Origin of the sequence: Caballeronia pedi, assembly GCF_001544915.2 — a bacterium.
In the GTDB taxonomy this organism is placed as follows: Bacteria; Pseudomonadota; Gammaproteobacteria; order Burkholderiales; family Burkholderiaceae; genus Caballeronia; species Caballeronia pedi.
On record NZ_FCOE02000035.1, the window covers coordinates 17,269 to 31,990 of the forward strand.

General features: G+C 65.3%; 14 protein-coding genes. 3 read left to right on the forward strand and 11 right to left on the reverse strand.

Annotated features, from left to right (window positions below; translation table 11 throughout):
* The first annotated feature begins 59 nt into the window (after nucleotides 1-59).
* Complete coding sequence (locus tag AWB80_RS33130) at nucleotides 60-662, forward strand: dimethylsulfoniopropionate lyase (RefSeq protein ID WP_061178897.1); 603 nt, start codon at nucleotides 60-62, stop codon at nucleotides 660-662.
* On the opposite strand, the gene AWB80_RS33135 is transcribed toward AWB80_RS33130, so the two are convergent.
* The 7 genes from AWB80_RS33135 to AWB80_RS33165 all read right to left on the reverse strand — a co-directional run bounded on the left by AWB80_RS33135 (nucleotide 659) and on the right by AWB80_RS33165 (nucleotide 8,128).
* Nucleotides 659-2,464 (reverse strand): sigma-54 interaction domain-containing protein, encoded by a 1,806-nt coding sequence (locus tag AWB80_RS33135; RefSeq protein ID WP_061178898.1) that lies wholly within the window; start codon nucleotides 2,462-2,464, stop codon nucleotides 659-661. The genes AWB80_RS33130 and AWB80_RS33135 overlap by 4 nt on opposite strands.
* A gap of 84 nt (nucleotides 2,465-2,548) precedes the next feature.
* The gene (locus AWB80_RS33140) at nucleotides 2,549-3,682 is read right to left on the reverse strand and encodes a branched-chain amino acid ABC transporter substrate-binding protein (protein WP_061178899.1); all 1,134 of its coding nucleotides are present in this window, start codon (nucleotides 3,680-3,682) and stop codon (nucleotides 2,549-2,551) included.
* Complete coding sequence (locus tag AWB80_RS33145) at nucleotides 3,679-4,398, reverse strand: HAD family hydrolase (protein WP_061178900.1); 720 nt, start codon at nucleotides 4,396-4,398, stop codon at nucleotides 3,679-3,681. The genes AWB80_RS33140 and AWB80_RS33145 overlap by 4 nt, the downstream gene beginning before the upstream one ends.
* Nucleotides 4,395-5,165, reverse strand: coding sequence for an enoyl-CoA hydratase/isomerase family protein (locus AWB80_RS33150; RefSeq protein WP_061178901.1), 771 nt, complete (start codon nucleotides 5,163-5,165; stop codon nucleotides 4,395-4,397). The genes AWB80_RS33145 and AWB80_RS33150 overlap by 4 nt, the downstream gene beginning before the upstream one ends.
* The gene (locus tag AWB80_RS33155) at nucleotides 5,162-6,505 is read right to left on the reverse strand and encodes a phenylacetate--CoA ligase family protein (RefSeq protein WP_061178902.1); all 1,344 of its coding nucleotides are present in this window, start codon (nucleotides 6,503-6,505) and stop codon (nucleotides 5,162-5,164) included. The genes AWB80_RS33150 and AWB80_RS33155 overlap by 4 nt, the downstream gene beginning before the upstream one ends.
* A gap of 27 nt (nucleotides 6,506-6,532) precedes the next feature.
* Nucleotides 6,533-6,937, reverse strand: coding sequence for a thioesterase family protein (locus AWB80_RS33160; protein ID WP_061178903.1), 405 nt, complete (start codon nucleotides 6,935-6,937; stop codon nucleotides 6,533-6,535).
* Between the two features lie 171 nt (nucleotides 6,938-7,108).
* The gene (locus AWB80_RS33165; RefSeq protein ID WP_061178904.1) at nucleotides 7,109-8,128 is read right to left on the reverse strand and encodes an alcohol dehydrogenase; all 1,020 of its coding nucleotides are present in this window, start codon (nucleotides 8,126-8,128) and stop codon (nucleotides 7,109-7,111) included.
* Nucleotides 8,129-8,415: 287 nt separating this feature from the next.
* Here AWB80_RS33165 and AWB80_RS45085 point away from each other — a divergent pair, with 287 nt between their 5' ends.
* Together AWB80_RS45085 and AWB80_RS33170 are read left to right on the forward strand one after the other, a co-directional pair.
* Complete coding sequence (locus AWB80_RS45085) at nucleotides 8,416-8,787, forward strand: hypothetical protein (protein WP_244206866.1); 372 nt, start codon at nucleotides 8,416-8,418, stop codon at nucleotides 8,785-8,787.
* A gap of 9 nt (nucleotides 8,788-8,796) precedes the next feature.
* Complete coding sequence (locus AWB80_RS33170; protein WP_279628681.1) at nucleotides 8,797-9,816, forward strand: MFS transporter; 1,020 nt, start codon at nucleotides 8,797-8,799, stop codon at nucleotides 9,814-9,816.
* 1 nt (nucleotide 9,817) lies between these two features.
* On the opposite strand, the gene AWB80_RS33175 is transcribed toward AWB80_RS33170, so the two are convergent.
* The 4 genes from AWB80_RS33175 to AWB80_RS33190 all read right to left on the reverse strand — a co-directional run bounded on the left by AWB80_RS33175 (nucleotide 9,818) and on the right by AWB80_RS33190 (nucleotide 14,722).
* Entirely contained in the window at nucleotides 9,818-11,149 is a 1,332-nt protein-coding gene (locus tag AWB80_RS33175; RefSeq protein ID WP_061178905.1) for an epoxide hydrolase family protein, read from the reverse strand.
* 243 nt (nucleotides 11,150-11,392) lie between these two features.
* Nucleotides 11,393-12,814, reverse strand: coding sequence for a purine-cytosine permease family protein (locus tag AWB80_RS33180; RefSeq protein WP_061178906.1), 1,422 nt, complete (start codon nucleotides 12,812-12,814; stop codon nucleotides 11,393-11,395).
* A gap of 77 nt (nucleotides 12,815-12,891) precedes the next feature.
* Nucleotides 12,892-14,055: an acetylornithine deacetylase gene (gene argE, locus AWB80_RS33185; RefSeq protein WP_061178907.1), complete on the reverse strand. Its 1,164-nt coding sequence runs from the start codon at nucleotides 14,053-14,055 to the stop codon at nucleotides 12,892-12,894.
* Nucleotides 14,048-14,722, reverse strand: a complete 675-nt coding sequence (locus tag AWB80_RS33190) for a DUF1028 domain-containing protein (RefSeq protein WP_061178908.1) — start codon at nucleotides 14,720-14,722, stop codon at nucleotides 14,048-14,050. The genes argE and AWB80_RS33190 overlap by 8 nt, the downstream gene beginning before the upstream one ends.

Sequence of the window (14,722 nt, forward strand, 5' to 3'; positions counted from 1 at the left end):
GGCTGCAACGAAGCCGACCACGCGCCCGCCATTCGAGACCATGTCGACATGAGCGCCTCATGAACCGTCGTCCCGAGAACGTGACGGCTTTCATCGCCATCGCAGAGACGCTGTTCAGGTCGGAGAAGTTGCCGGAAGCCGGCCGCATCGTTGCGGCGCGCGTCTTCGAGCGGCTGCAAACGCCCTCCGACGACGGCGCGCGGCATCACACACGCTATCCCGCCTGCGACTGGCTCGACGCGGCGCTCGCCCCTTTCATCGACGAAGACACCGGTTTTGGCGCGGCCGCGCGCGCACTCAAGGCGCTCGAACCGGACCTCGGCTGGTCGCGCCGTTCATCGGGCGAAAACGGCAGCGAGAACTATATCGACGCCCACGTTCACGGCATGATCTGCGGTCCGGGCGGCGCCGAGAGCCGCTACGACGTGCAACTGGGCTTCTCGCTGATGTTGCCGCACGTTCGATACCCCGACCACAGCCATCCGCCCGAGGAGGCCTACGTGCTGTTCACGCCGGGCGAGTTCCGGCAGAACGGCGGCGCGTGGTTCGATCCGGGCATCGGCGGCGGCATTCATAACGTGCGAAACAATCCGCACGCGATGCGTTCCGGCGCGGTCCCTTTTCTGGCGATGTGGACACTGCTGACAAAAACGGACGACTAGCCCGGCTGACGAAGCGATCTTTCGATGCGTATGCCGTGCCGCTTCATCTTCGCGTAGAGCGCGGGTTTCGACACTTGCAGCAGCTTCGCGCAGTTCGTCACGTTGAAGTTGCACGCCTGCAAGGCGGACTCGATCGCGACGCGCTCCGCTTCCTTCAGTGACATCGGCTCGCGATGCTGTCCCGCTGACGCGTCGTTCGCCTGCGCGACGCTCGCGCCGCCGAGCAACGACGATATATCCGCGATACGCTCGCCTTCGTTGAAGTTGACGATCTTCTCGACGAGATTCTCGATCTCGCGCACGTTGCCGGGCCAGTCGTGCGCTTCGAGCTGCCGCAGCGCCTGCTCCGCGATTTCGGGCGTCGGCTTGTGCATGCGCGTGCAGTAGCGATCGAGAAAGAATGCGGCCATCGCGCGGATATCCTCGCGACGTTCGCGCAGAGGCGGGATCGTGATTTCGATCACGTTGCAGCGGTAGTACAGGTCCTCGCGGAAGGTCTTCGCGAGCACCATCGACGCGAGATCGCGATTGCTCGCGCAGACGATGCGCACGTCGACGGGAATGCCGCGTGTGTCGCCGATGCGCGTGACCTCGCGCTCCTGCAGCACGCGCAGGAGCTTCGCCTGAACGTCGATGGGCAGCTCCGAGATTTCATCGAGAAACACCGTGCCGCCATCGGCGGATTCGAACTTGCCGGGCCGGCCGTCGCGCGCCGCGCCCGTGAAACTGCCGGGCGCATGGCCGAAGAGTTCGCTTTCGATCAGCGCATGCGGCAGCGCCGCGCAGTTGATCGCGATGAACGGCTGCGCGGCACGCGCGCCGGCGTTATGAATCGCCTGCGCGAAGACTTCCTTGCCGACGCCGCTTTCGCCCGACAACAACACGTTCGACGCGCCGCGCGCCGCCTTCTTCGCGGCATCGACCGCGCGCTTCATGCCCGCGCTCGAACCGATCACGTTATCGAAGGTGAAGCGCGCGTGATTGCCCGCGTAGCGCCCGGCCAGCTTGCGCACGCGCCGCATCTCGCGGAACGTGTTGACGACCGACACGACTTCGCCGCAGCGGTTCTTGATCGGAATGGCGGTATCGAGCAGATGCAGATGCCGCGCGGGCGAATCGATGATCAGTTCGCGATCGACATATCCCACGCCCGTGGTAAAGATCGGCCCGACGATCGGCTCGAAGTCGATCACCTCGTTGAGCTTCCTGCCGATGCTCGCCTTCGGATCGATGCCGAGGATGCGTCCCGCGACCGAATTGACGTGCCGCAGCACCTGGCCCTGCCCGATCACCATCAGCCCGTCGCCGATATGGTCGATGATCGCGCGCTGCTCTTCGACAAGCGTGTCGTAGGCGGCGAGATCGAAGGCGCTTTGCAGGAGGACGTCGAGTGTCGCGCCGAGCAGCGCGATCCATGCGGCAGGCGTGGAATCGACGGGTAAAGGCGTTCGCAGCGCGACGAGGAAGACGCGGCGTCCGTGCGCATCGATGCGCAGCGCGAACGCTTGCTGAAGCGCTGCGGCCGGGCCGTGCAGCGCAAGCATCGCGCAGCGTCCGTCCGATGCCGCCGTGGCGGCTTCCGCGAGCTCGGCGAGTTGCCCGGAGGGGCACCGCGCGAAAAACGCGTCGAGCGGGCCATCGACGGTTTGTGCGACGCCGTCGAGCACATGGCCGCTGCGATCCAGCGTGAAGATGCACGCGTTCGCTTCACGCGCCGCGAGACGGCGCGCATCGCGCCAGCGGGAGGACGCGAGCGCGCTCTCCAGCGTGGCGGTGTCGGGATCGAGCGCGACGGTGGCCATGGCTTCCTGCGGACGGTCGGGCGATGGGGTTGAATATAGCAGGACAAAATCCCGTCGCCCGGCGTCGCACGGCATGGCGGCGAATCAGTCCTTCTGCGCAATCGCCGTAAGCGCGCCCCCATTCAGCCGATACACCGTCACGGGCGCGTCGATCCAGTCGCCATTCGAATCGAACTTCACGGGACCGAGAATGCTCGTGAACGACTGATCGCGCAACGCCTTCACGAACACTTCAGGCTTCGCCGATCCCGCTTTCTGCATCGCATCGGCAACGACGAGCGTGGCCGCATAAAACGCCGGCGCGTACGTATCGACATCTGCGCTGAACGCGCTCTTGAACCTCGCGCGGAACGTCTTGCCGTCGGGCAGCGTGTCGAGCGGCGCGCCGCCCTGCGCGCAGAACATGCGCTTGTCCGCGACGCCCGCCGAGAGCTTGTCGAACTCGGGCGAACAGATGCCGTCACCGCCGACGAGCGTCGCGTTCACGCCGAGCTCGCCCATCTGCCGCGCGAGCGTCGCGGCCTGCGCATAGTAGCCGCCATAGAACACGACCTGCGGATTGCGCGACTTGATCTGCGTGAGAATCGCCTTGAAGTCGGTCGACTTGTCGGTGCTGAATTCCCGCGCGACGATCTGCAAGCCCTCCTTCTGCGCGGTCTTGATGAACACATCGGCGACGCCCGTGCCGTATGCGGTGCGATCGTCGATCACGGCGGCGCGCTGCGCGCCGAGCACCTTCGACGCATAGACCGCCATGCGGCCGCCCATCACGTTGTCGTTGGTGGCGAGGCGAAACACGTACGGATAGCCGAGATGCGTGAGATCCGGATTCGACGATGCGCCCGTCATCATCACCACGTGCGCGTCGTTGTAGATGCGCGCCGCCGGAATGCTCACGCCCGAGTTGTAATGGCCGATGACCGCCGCGACGCCATCGTCGACGAGCTTCTGCGCAACGTTCACGCCGACTTTCGGGTCGCCCTGATCGTCCATCGAAATCAACTGGAACTTCACGGGCTTGCCGGCGATCGTGAAGCCTTTCGCGTTCAGCTCGTCGATGGCGAGGCGCACGCCGCGCTCGTCGTCCTTGCCGCTTTGCGCGGCGCTGCCCGTGAGTGGCCCCGCCACGCCGATCTTCACCACTTCCTGCGCGTTCGCCACGTTGCACAGCATCGCGGCGCATGCGACGAACGCCGTCGCCATCTTCATCGGTTTCATATCGTTTCCCCAGTCGCTGTGAATGACAGACTATCCAGAAGGTCCCGTACCGGCGACAACGTGTCGAACTCGAAATCCGGGCGCGGCTGCCACGTGCCGAGCGTATCGCCACCGCGATTGATCCACGCCACCGCCATGCCGAGCGGCTTCGCGCCGTCGATATCGGCCCAGCTCGCGAGCGAGCAATGCAGCACGTCCCGCGCGGGCTGCGCGAGGCGGTCGAGCGCGAGCGAGAAGATCGCCTGCGACGGCTTGTACGCCTGCGCCATCTCCGCCGTCGTGACGTGCTCGAAGTAGCGCGTGAGCCGCGTGCGCCGCCACAAGTCGCTGTCCATGTTGGTGATCGGCATCAGCGGATAGCGCGACGCGGCCCAGTCGAGGAACGGCACGGCGTCGGCGTGCGCGGGCGACGCTTCGACGAGATGCGTGAGGAACACATCGGTGAGCGCATCCATCGCGTGGCCACGGCGCGCACCGGGCCAGCGCGCATCGAGCACGGCTGTGAGCGCCTCTCGCGCGACATCGCGATACCGCGCGTACGCCTGCCCGCGATAAAGCCGCACATTGCGGATGTCCCAGTCGAGATAGATGTCGAAGGCGGAATCGCCGGTTTCGATGGACAGTCGACGCAGCACTTCCGCGATGCCGGTCGTGCCGCCGCGATCGACATCGACGAGCGTGCCGAAATAATCGAAGGTCAGGGCTTTCGGATTCATCGCGCGTGCTCCTTGCGGGTGGCGAAGGCCTTCACGCGTTCGGCGGCCTCGGGGTCCGCGAAGGCATCGATGGTCGCGGCGAATTCGAGGTCGAGGCTGCGTGACAGCGTGTTCGAGAGTTCCATCGTGACGAGCCGCTTCAGACGCGCGATCGACGATTGCGAACGGTGCGCGATGCGCGCTGCGAGCGTCATCGCCGTGTCGAGCATCGCTTCGCGCGGCACGACGCGATTCACGAGTCCCATCGACAGAAGCGATTGCGCGCTTTGCCGCTCGCCGAGCAGCCATAGTTCCATCGCGCGTTGATGGCCGAGCGCCTGCGGCAGCAGCTGCGTGACGCCGCCGGTGACGAACTGCCCCCACTCCATCTCCGGAAAGAACGCGACGAGATCGTCCGATGCGACGACGATGTCGCAATTGAGCATCCACTCGAAGCCGCCGCCGACAGCGAAGCCATGCACCGCGCCGACGACCGGCTTCGCGTTGAACATCAGATCGCGCGTGATGCGCTGAATGCGTTCGATATGACTGCGGATGCTGTCATCGCTCGCGCTCTGCTCGCCGAATTCCTTCAGATCGTCGCCCGCGCAGAACGCGCGGCCCGCGCCGGTCAGCACGATCACGCGGCACGCGGCGTCATCGTTCGCGCGTTGCAGCGCGTCGTGCAGGTCGTCGAGCAGCGGCCCGCTGATCGCGTTCATGCGCTCGGGGCGATCCAGCGTCACGATGCAGACGGGTCCATCCATGCTTGTCTTCACGTAGCTCATGCGGGCTCCTTGTCGATCCAGCGTGTCTTGCCTTCGGTGCGCGGAAAGTGCTCGAACGGGACCATCGTCACCGCCGCGCTCGCGCCGATGCGTTCGCGCACGGCAGCCTCGATGCGCGCCGCCGCGTCGTCCCATCGATCGGCGGGCAAGCCGTGCGCGGCCTCGACCGTCATCGCGATGCGGTCGTACGGACCCGGGCCTTTCAGCACGATGCGGAACATGCCCGACGCCCATTGCGGCAACGCCTCGACCGCGAGCCGCACCGCGCCCGGAAACACGTTGACGCCGCGCACGTTGAACATGTCGTCGGTGCGGCCCGTCACGCGAAAGCGCCACGCGCTGCGGCCGTCGGGCCCGGGATCGGTCGCGGTCACGGTGACGACATCGCGGGTGCGATAGCGCACGAGCGGCTGGCATTGCTTGCGCAAGTGCGTGCAGACGAGTTCGCCGGTCGTGCCCGCTTCGACCGGTAGACGTGCAAGCGTCTGCGGATCGATGATCTCGGCGAACACGACGTCGCCCGCGTGATACAGAAGATCGTTGGTCCAGCCGGTCTGTCCGCCGAGAATGCTCAGCACTTCCGAGAGACCGAAGTTCGCGTTGCGCACCTTGAAGCCCCACTTCTCTTCCATCGCGGCGCGCAACTCGGGATTGTCGAGACCCGCTTCGCCGCCGAACAGACCGAGCTTCAGTCCGAGATCGCGCGGCGCGGGGCCGCCGGTCTCGCGCAACACCTGCTCGATCAGCGCGGGATACGACGGCGTGCAGGAAATCGCGTTGATGCCGAGGTTCAGGATCGAATCGATGAGCAGCCGCGTGTTGCCGACGCCAAACGGCACGACCGTCGCGCCGGTCGCTTCGAGGATCGTGTGATCGGTGAAGCCGCCGGTCCACATGCAGTAGTTGAGGCAATGCACGACGCGATCGTCCGGGCGCAGGCCCGCCGCCCACATCGAGCGCGCGCCGACGCGGGCGATATCCGCCGCGTCGCGCGTGCTGTTGGCGAGGATCAGCGGCCGGCCCGTCGTGCCCGATGTGCGATGCAGCCGCGCGATGCCGCCTTCCGCGCACGCGACGTAATCGCCATACGGCGATGCGCCTTCCTGGCTCACGCGCAGTTCGTCCTTCTCGGTGAATGGCATGTCCTGCAGCGTGTCGAGCGTGATGTCGTCGCGGCCGATCCAGTGCGCGAGCCGGGTCCGGTAGAACGCGGACATTGCCCGCAGATACGGCCAGTGCGAGGCCCAGAGCGCGTCCTGATGACGGCGCACGTCGGCGGGCGAGAGCGTTTCGAACGCTTCGTCGAAGTAGACGCCGTGCGTCGGGGAATGTTCAGCCATGTGCTTTTCTCTCGTCGTGGGAATGCGTCATTCGGCGCGGCGGCGTTTCGCGGCGCGCGCTTCGATCACGGAGCGCTCGACGATCGCGCGCGCGTGGCTCGCCGTGCCGACCCGCCCGCCCGCGTCGGAGGCGACAATGTCGAACCAGTACAGCGCGCCTTCGAGGTCGCGGAAGGTCGCGGTCGCGGATACATCGGCGCCGAGCGGCGTCGGCGCGAGATGATTGAGATGCGTCGTCACGCCGACGGACAGTTGCCCGTCGCCGACGGCATCGCGCAACGCTTCGGCGCACGCGCGCTCGATCAGCGAAAGCAATGCGGGCGTGGACAGCACGTCGGGATAGCGCTCGCCCGCTCCTTGCGCGTGGGCGGACGCGAGATCGGCGGATGTGACGGTGTGGGTGAGCGTCGCGGCTCGGCCTCGTTCGATCATGTGCGGCTCCGGGTTGTCTGGAGCGTGATCAATGCAAGGGCCGGGCCATATGCGTCAAAGCCCCGTCTGGCGGGGCTTTGCGGGATTTATCGAGGTCGCGAATCTGTGAATCGGAAAGATTCTTGTCGTTAAGATTCGAAACGGTCGTCGGGTTGTTTTACGGTGATTGCCTCACTTCCCCGGCGTCAGCACCACCCGGAACCGCGCCTTCCCGCTCATCATCCGCTCGTACGCCTCGGCCGCGCGCGACAGCGGAAATTCCTCGATCATCGGCTTCACGCCCGACAGCGCGCTGAACGCCAGCGTTTCCTGCGAATCCGCCGCCGTGCCGGACGGCCAGCCCTGCACGGAGTTGCGGCCCATGATGAATTGCGTGATCGGCACCTCGACCGGTTCCTCCGAGATCCCGACCATGATCAGCTTGCCGTTGAGCCCGAGACCGCCGATCGTCGCGCTCATTGCACGGCCGCTCGTCGCGGTCGCGAGAATCACGCGCGCGCCGCCGAGCGCCTGCAGCGCTTCGGCCACGTTCTGCGATTCGCTGTCGATGTAGTGATGCGCGCCGAGCTGCTTCGCAAGCGGCGCCTTGTCCTGACCGCGCGCGATGGCCGCCGTGACGAATCCCATCTTGCGCGCGAACTGCACGCCCAGATGGCCGAGGCCGCCGATACCGAGAATCGCGACCACATCGCCCGCGCGCGCGCCACTGTTGCGCAGCGCATTGAAAGTGGTGATGCCCGCGCAAAGGAGCGGCGCGGCATCGACGTCGGAGAGATCGTCGGGCATGCGCGCGAGCGCTTCCTGCGGCGCGACCATGTAGTCCGCGTAGCCGCCGTCGTAGCTGATGCCCGGCACGAGCGCGCGCTGGCAAAGCACGAAGTCGCCGTGTCGGCAATGCTCGCAATGGCCGCAATGCCCGCCATGCCAGCCCACGCCGATGCGCTGCCCTTTCTCCCAGCCCTCGACGCCCGCGCCGAGCTTTTCGATCACGCCCGCGATCTCGTGCCCCGGCACGCGCGGGAACTGAAGGCCGGGCCACAGTCCTTCGACGGTGAGCGAGTCGCTATGGCAGATCCCGCAGGCCTGCACTTTGATCAAAACGTGTCCCTCGGACGGCTCCGGCACATCGCGCTCGACGACTTCCAGCGGACCGTTCGCTTTCGCTACCTGCACTGCCTGCATCGTTGGCATCGCTTGCTCCTTTCGATGGGAGAGAAACGCGCGGCGCGCCCAACGCACCGCATACGGATGACACGGCCCGGCAAATCGCACTCCCGACCGTATCGTCGAGAAACGTCGGAGATTGCGATTGTGACAGGTCTCGGCGCGATGCACTGGCCGCGTGGCTGGACGACCGGCAGCACTCAGAAACAAAATGGAACATCGAACACCGTCCGCGCCGGTTACCATCTTCGCGGTGGTGCAAAATTCGAGCATTGCGCCGCAAACCGGAATCGAGAGCGACCTTCAAGGGTGTCATGTCAAAGAACGAAGACGCAGCCGCAAACGAGCAGGTAATCGATCGCACCAACCAGGCCACCCGCGATCCCCACGAGACACAGGACGAGACGAGCGCGGAGCACGAAGCGCCCACCGTCGCGCGCACCGGGCCGCTGACCGAAGCGAAGCTGTTCGGCCGGCAGACGCCGCCCGCGGCCGGCGCGCCGGCCGATGCGCCGCCGCACGTGCACGGCGGCGCGGGCAGCAGTTACCGCGCGCTCGCCGGTCTGCTGTGCAGCTACGCGTTGTTGATCGTCGGCAACGGTCTCTTTCAGACGCTGATCCCGCTACGCATCCTGCAATCCGGCTATCCGACGATCGTGATCGGCCTGATCCAGTCGTGCTACTAGGCCGGGTTCATTCTCGGGGCCGTGTTCAATCGCAGGCTCATCGACCGGATCGGGCAGCATCGGACCTTCGTCGCGTTCTCGGCCGCGGCTTCGATACTCGCGCTGGCCTTCGGCGCGGCGCAGTCGCCCTGGACGCTCGGCGCCGTGCGTCTTCTGACCGGCTTCGCCTTCATGGGCCTCTATACGTCGATCGAAAGCTGGCTCAACGGCACGGTCGAGAACGAAAAGCGCGGACAGGTCTTCGGTTCCTATGCGGCCATCAACTATCTCGCGGTCGGCACCGGGCAGTTTCTGCTGAATGTCGGCGCGGGCTCGGGCGGGCAGCAATTTTCCATCGCCGCGGCGCTGTTCGCCGCCGCCGTGATGCCCGTGACCCTGCTCGAAGGCTGGCCCGTGAAGGTCGCGGACGAAACGCTGCATCGCGTGCCCGCGCGCACCTGGCGTGAAAGTGTGCGCGAGATGAGGGCTTCCGCGCCGCTGGCGGTGCCGGGCTGCATCCTCGCGGGCTTCATCTACAGCAGCTTCTACGCGATGATGCCGGTCTATCTCGAACGCGCGGGCTTCTCGACGAGCGAACTCGCGACCTTCATGGGTGTCGCGCTGATCGGCGCGCTGGTGCCGCAATGGCCGATGGGCCGGCTCTCCGACAGGGTCGACCGGCGGCGTCTCGTCTATTTCGCGGCGTCGACATCGGCGGCGCTGAGCCTCGTGCTCTTCTGCTTCGACGTGCGCGTGATCACCTGGGTCGCGACGCTCGTCTACGTGGCTGTCACGTTCACGCAATACGGACTGATCGTGTCGCACGTGCAGGATCGCACCGAGGCGCATCATCGGGTCGCCATCTCGGCGCTGCTGCTCGCGCTGTTCTCGTTCGGCGGCATGGCGGGCCCGGCGCTGGCCTCGGCGATGATGACCATCGTCGGGCCGAGCGGGCTGTTTCTCTTCAACGCGCTGTCGTGCGCGATGCTCGCGTTGAGCGCGCGGCGCGCGCTCGGCATTCACTTGCGATCGTCCGCTTCGTCAGGCTGACTCACGCGGACCGCAGCGGGCGGAAGCTCTCGCGAATCTCGACCGAGAAGGCTTGCGGCTGTTCCCACGCCGCGAAGTGCCCGCCCTTCGGCAGACGGTTGTAGTGGATCAGCTTCGGATATGCCTTCTCCGTCCAGCTTTTCGGCGCGGCGTAAATTTCATCGGGAAACACGCTCACCGCGACCGGAATCGCCAGGTGCTTCGGCGCGAAGAAGTTGAGCTTGTTCTCCCAGTACAGCCGCGCCGATGAAATCCCCGTGTTCGTGAACCAGTAGAGCGAGATGTTATCGAGGATATCGTCACGCGTGAGGCCTTCGCTTTGCCCATCGAACACCCGCGCGATGAGCGCCTGGCTCGCGGCGTCGTGATCGATCATCCACGCGGCGAGGCCGATCGGCGAATCCTCGATGCCGTACAGCGTCTGCGGGCGGTTAGCCATTTCCTGCGCGTAGCCGAGGCCGTGCCTGTAGAAGGTGTCGAGCTGATCGAACGCGCGTTGTTCGTCCGCCGAAAGACCCGCTGGCGCAGGCTCGCCCAGCTTGAGCGCGTTCGCGATATCGTCCGGCACGGTCGCGGGCATGTTGGTGTGGATGCCGACGAGTTCCGGCGGCGCGATGAGCGCCATCTGCTCGGTCACGGCATTGCCCCAGTCGCCGCCTTGCGCCGCATATCGCGTGTAACCGAGGCGCTTCATCAGCGCGATCCATGCACGCGCGATGCGTTGCGGGTCCCAGCCGGTGGCCGTCGGCTTGCCGGAGAAACCGTAGCCGGGCAGCGACGGAATCACGACATCGAAGGCGTCGGATGCATTCCCGCCGTATGCCGTCGGATCGGTCAGCGGACCGATGATCTTCAGTTGCTCGATGATCGATCCCGGCCAGCCATGCGTGACGATGACGGGCAACGCATTCGCGTGCTTCGAGCGAACGTGGATGAAGTGAATATCGAGCCCGTCGATCTCGGTGACGAAATTCGGCACCGCGTTCAGTTTCGCTTCGACCTTGCGCCAGTCGTAGCCGGTGGCCCAGTGGCGCGCGAGCCTTTGCATCGTCGCGAGTTGCACGCCTTGCGATGCATCGGCGACGGGTTCGCGCTCGGGCCATTTCGTCGCCTTCACGCGTCTGCGCAAATCGGCGATCTGCGCGTCCGGCACATGGACGCGCAGCGGGCGAATGGCGGTTTTATCGCCGCCTTTGATTTGCACGATTTCAGCCGTGTCCGGCGCCGGCTCGGCGAAGGCCAAACGGCTGAATGCGCCGGCAGCCAGCGTCGCGGCCGCGACACCGATGAAATGACGACGCGACGGCGTCTTGAGAGAGATATCGTTCGACATACAAGCCTCCTGAATACATGAGCGAGGAGGAGCGATGCGTGCCGCAGCGAATCTCTATCCCTGTAGCCGGGTTGCGGGCCGCCGTTCGGCAAGCCCTGGATCGTCACCGCCTCGATGCGCCGCGAAGGGTTTTCGCAGCAGGTGACGCGATTATGTGCATATGCACACTATGCGTAAATGCAGGCGCGGGTACAACACTATTGTCGGGCAGGAAAGAGTCCGGCCCGACCGTGTCTCATGCGTTCATCGCGCGGCGCCCGATGTTACCTGCGCGTTGTTCTGCCTGCGCCGATAAACCGTGTCCCGCGACGCGAGCCAGTAATACACCGGCGACGTCAGCAGCAACCCGACGACCCACGACAGATCCGCGCCATCGAGATACTTCGGCACGGGGCCGGCATACATCGGCGTATTCATGAACGGAATCTGCACGGCGATGCCGATCGCATAGGCAATCAACGCCTGCGGATTGAAGCGCCCGTAGATGCCGCCATCCACCTGAAAGATCGACCGGATGTCGTACTTGCCTTTGTGGATCACGTAGAAGTCGATGAGGTTGATCGCCGTCCACGGCACCAGCACGACGAGCAACGCCAGCACGAGATCGACGAGATTCGCGACGAAGTTCGTCGACGCGCCAATCGCGCCATAGCAGCACGCGATTAGAATCACGACCGACAGCACCGCGCGCGCCTTCGCCGTCGGAATCCAGCGATACGCGAAGGTCTGCAGCGAGGTGATCACGGCGAGCACCGCGCCATACAGATTCAACGCGTTGTGGCTGATGACGCTCAACAGGAACAGCACGAGCATCGGCAACCCGAGCGGTCCGGTGGCGAGCTTCACGGCGTCCATCGCATCGGCGCCGGGCGGCACCGCCAGCACCGCGACCGCGCCGAACACGAACGCGAGCGTCGAGCCGATCGTGCAGCCGAGATACGTCGCCCAGAACGTCGACGCAACGCGCACGCTCGCCGGCAGGTAGCGCGAATAGTCGGAGACGTAGGGCGCGAAAGCGATCTGCCACAGCGCGGAGAGCGAAACCGTCGCGAGCCAGCCGGCGAAGTTGAAGCCGCCGCGCGTGATGAAATCAGCCGTCGAGATATGCGTGAGGATGTACCCGAAGCCGACGAAAATGCCGATGCCGAGCACCCACGTCCCGATACGGTTCAGGATATGAATGAACTTGTAGCCGATGATGCCGATCAAGCCCGATCCCAGCGCGCCAATGACGATGCCGACCGGCACCGAAACCGACGCTTCGATCCCATGCAGGGACTTCCCCGCGAGCACGATATTCGACGCGAAGAAGCCCACGTACATCACGCCCGCGATCACGGTGACGAGCAGCGCGCCCCACGAACCAAACTGTGCGCGGCTCTGGATCATCTGCGGGATGCCCATTTGCGGCCCCTGCGCGGAATGCAGCGCCATCAACACGCCGCCGACCGCCTGGCCGACGATGATCGCGATGACGCCCCACAGCAGATTCAGATGAAAGATCTGCACGCCGAGCGCGCCCGTCACAATGGGCAAAGGCGCGATGTTTCCACCGAACCATAGCGTGAAGAGGTCGCGCACTTTGCCGTGACGATCCTCGGGCGGCACATAGCCGATCGTGTGCTTCTCGATCAATGGAGCAGCGTTGCGTTGCGCGGTAGTCAAAGTCGTCTCCTGTTTGTGCGCGGCAAAGCGATGCCCTGACGCGCAGGGCGTCGGGATCGCCAGCGGCGCTTGTGAAGTCAGGCTAGGGTCGAGAGATGCTCGGCGAGGCGCATCAGCATCGCGTCGCAGTCGCGGAGTTGTTCGAGGGTCACGAACTCGTCGGGTTTGTGGCCCTGATCCATGCTGCCGGGGCCGCATACGACAGTCGGAATGCCCGCCTGATCGAAGAGCCCGCCTTCCGTGCCGAACGCCACCGTGCCGAAATCGGACGAACCGCTCAACAACGCGAGCAGGCGCGCCGCTTCGCTATCGGGCGGCGTCGCGAGTCCGGGATACATCGAAAGCGGTTCGAGCCGGATATCGGTATCGGATTGAATGGCGCGCATCTTCGGGAGCAGTTCGGCCTGTGCGTAGGAATGCAGATCATCTGCTACGGTGCTGGCGTCGAAGCCCGGAAGCGCGCGCACTTCGAAATCGAATTCGCATTCCGCCGGCACGATGTTCAGCGCGCGGCCGCCCCGGATGACGCCTGTTTGCACGGTCGAATACGGCGGATCGAAACGCTCGTCGTGCTGATCGGGTCGCGCCAGCTTCTCGCCGATCTCTTCGAGCCGATTGATCAAACGCGCCGCGTACTGAATCGCATTGACGCCATACGGCGCGTAGGCGGAATGGCAAGGCGCGCCCTTCACCTGACAACGCATCGCGAGTTTGCCCTTGTGGCCGAGCACGGGTTGCAACGACGTCGGCTCGCCGATCAGGCACAACACGGGCTTATGCGCGCGCTTCTCGAGTTCAGCCAGCATCGGTCGCACGCCGAGGCATCCGACTTCTTCGTCGTAGGAGAAAGCGAGATGCACCGGCAAGCGCAGTTCGCGCTTCAGCAACATCGGCACGGCGGCCAGCACGGAGGCAAGAAAGCCCTTCATGTCGGCCGTGCCGCGGCCATACAGCCGCCCATCCTTTTCGGTAAGACGGAATGCATCGACGGTCCACGGCTGGCCATCGACGGGCACGACATCCGTATGCCCCGACAACACGATGCCGCCGCGATCGCGCGGTCCGATCGTCGCGAACAGATTCGCCTTCGTGCGCTCCGCGTTGTAGAACAGTTCGCATTCGACGTCCAGTTGCGCGAGGTAATCGCGAATGAATTCGATCAGCGCCAGGTTCGAATCGCGGCTGACCGTCGCGAAACCGATCAGCCGTTCGAGCAGCGCGCGGCTCGTCATCTCACTCATCGCCCGGCACTCCGTAGCTCGGCGCGGCAGTCGGATTCAGCGCGCGCGTCACGTAGTCCTGCATCTGCGGTTTGTACGCGTGCCAGAGACCGTCGAGTCTGCCGATAGGATCGTCGTCCGCCCAGTCGACGCGCAGATCGACGAGCGGCCAGCTCATCTCGCCCGCGATCTTCAACGCCGCCGAATGCACGGGGCCCGCTTCGCCGCCCGCTGCAATCGCGGCATGCATCGCAGCGAGAAGCCGATCCGCGAGATGACCGGTCGCGTTCTCGAACGCGGGAATCATCGCCTCGATCACGTGGGCGCCCGCGAGCATGTTGCCCGCCGCGACGCATTGCTTGCCCGCGACCGCGTGATAGGTTCCGAGCGCCTGGTTGCCGCTGAAGAACGCGGTGCGGCCTTGCGCATCGACCACCGTCACCTGCCGGTATTCGCTCCATTCGTTCGCGGCCAGCGCGCGCTCCAGCGCGGCAGCGGAATCGATCGCGCTTTCGAGCTGGTCGAGAATCTGCGGACCGAGCGCAGGCAGCGTGACGTTCTGCGTCGCGACCGCACCGACGCCCGCACGCACCCACGGACAACGCGCGCCCACCGCGATGCTCGACGAGCTGATCGCGATGCCGAGCTGCCCCGTCTGCTCACAACGTCCGACGATGGAAAAAGTCAT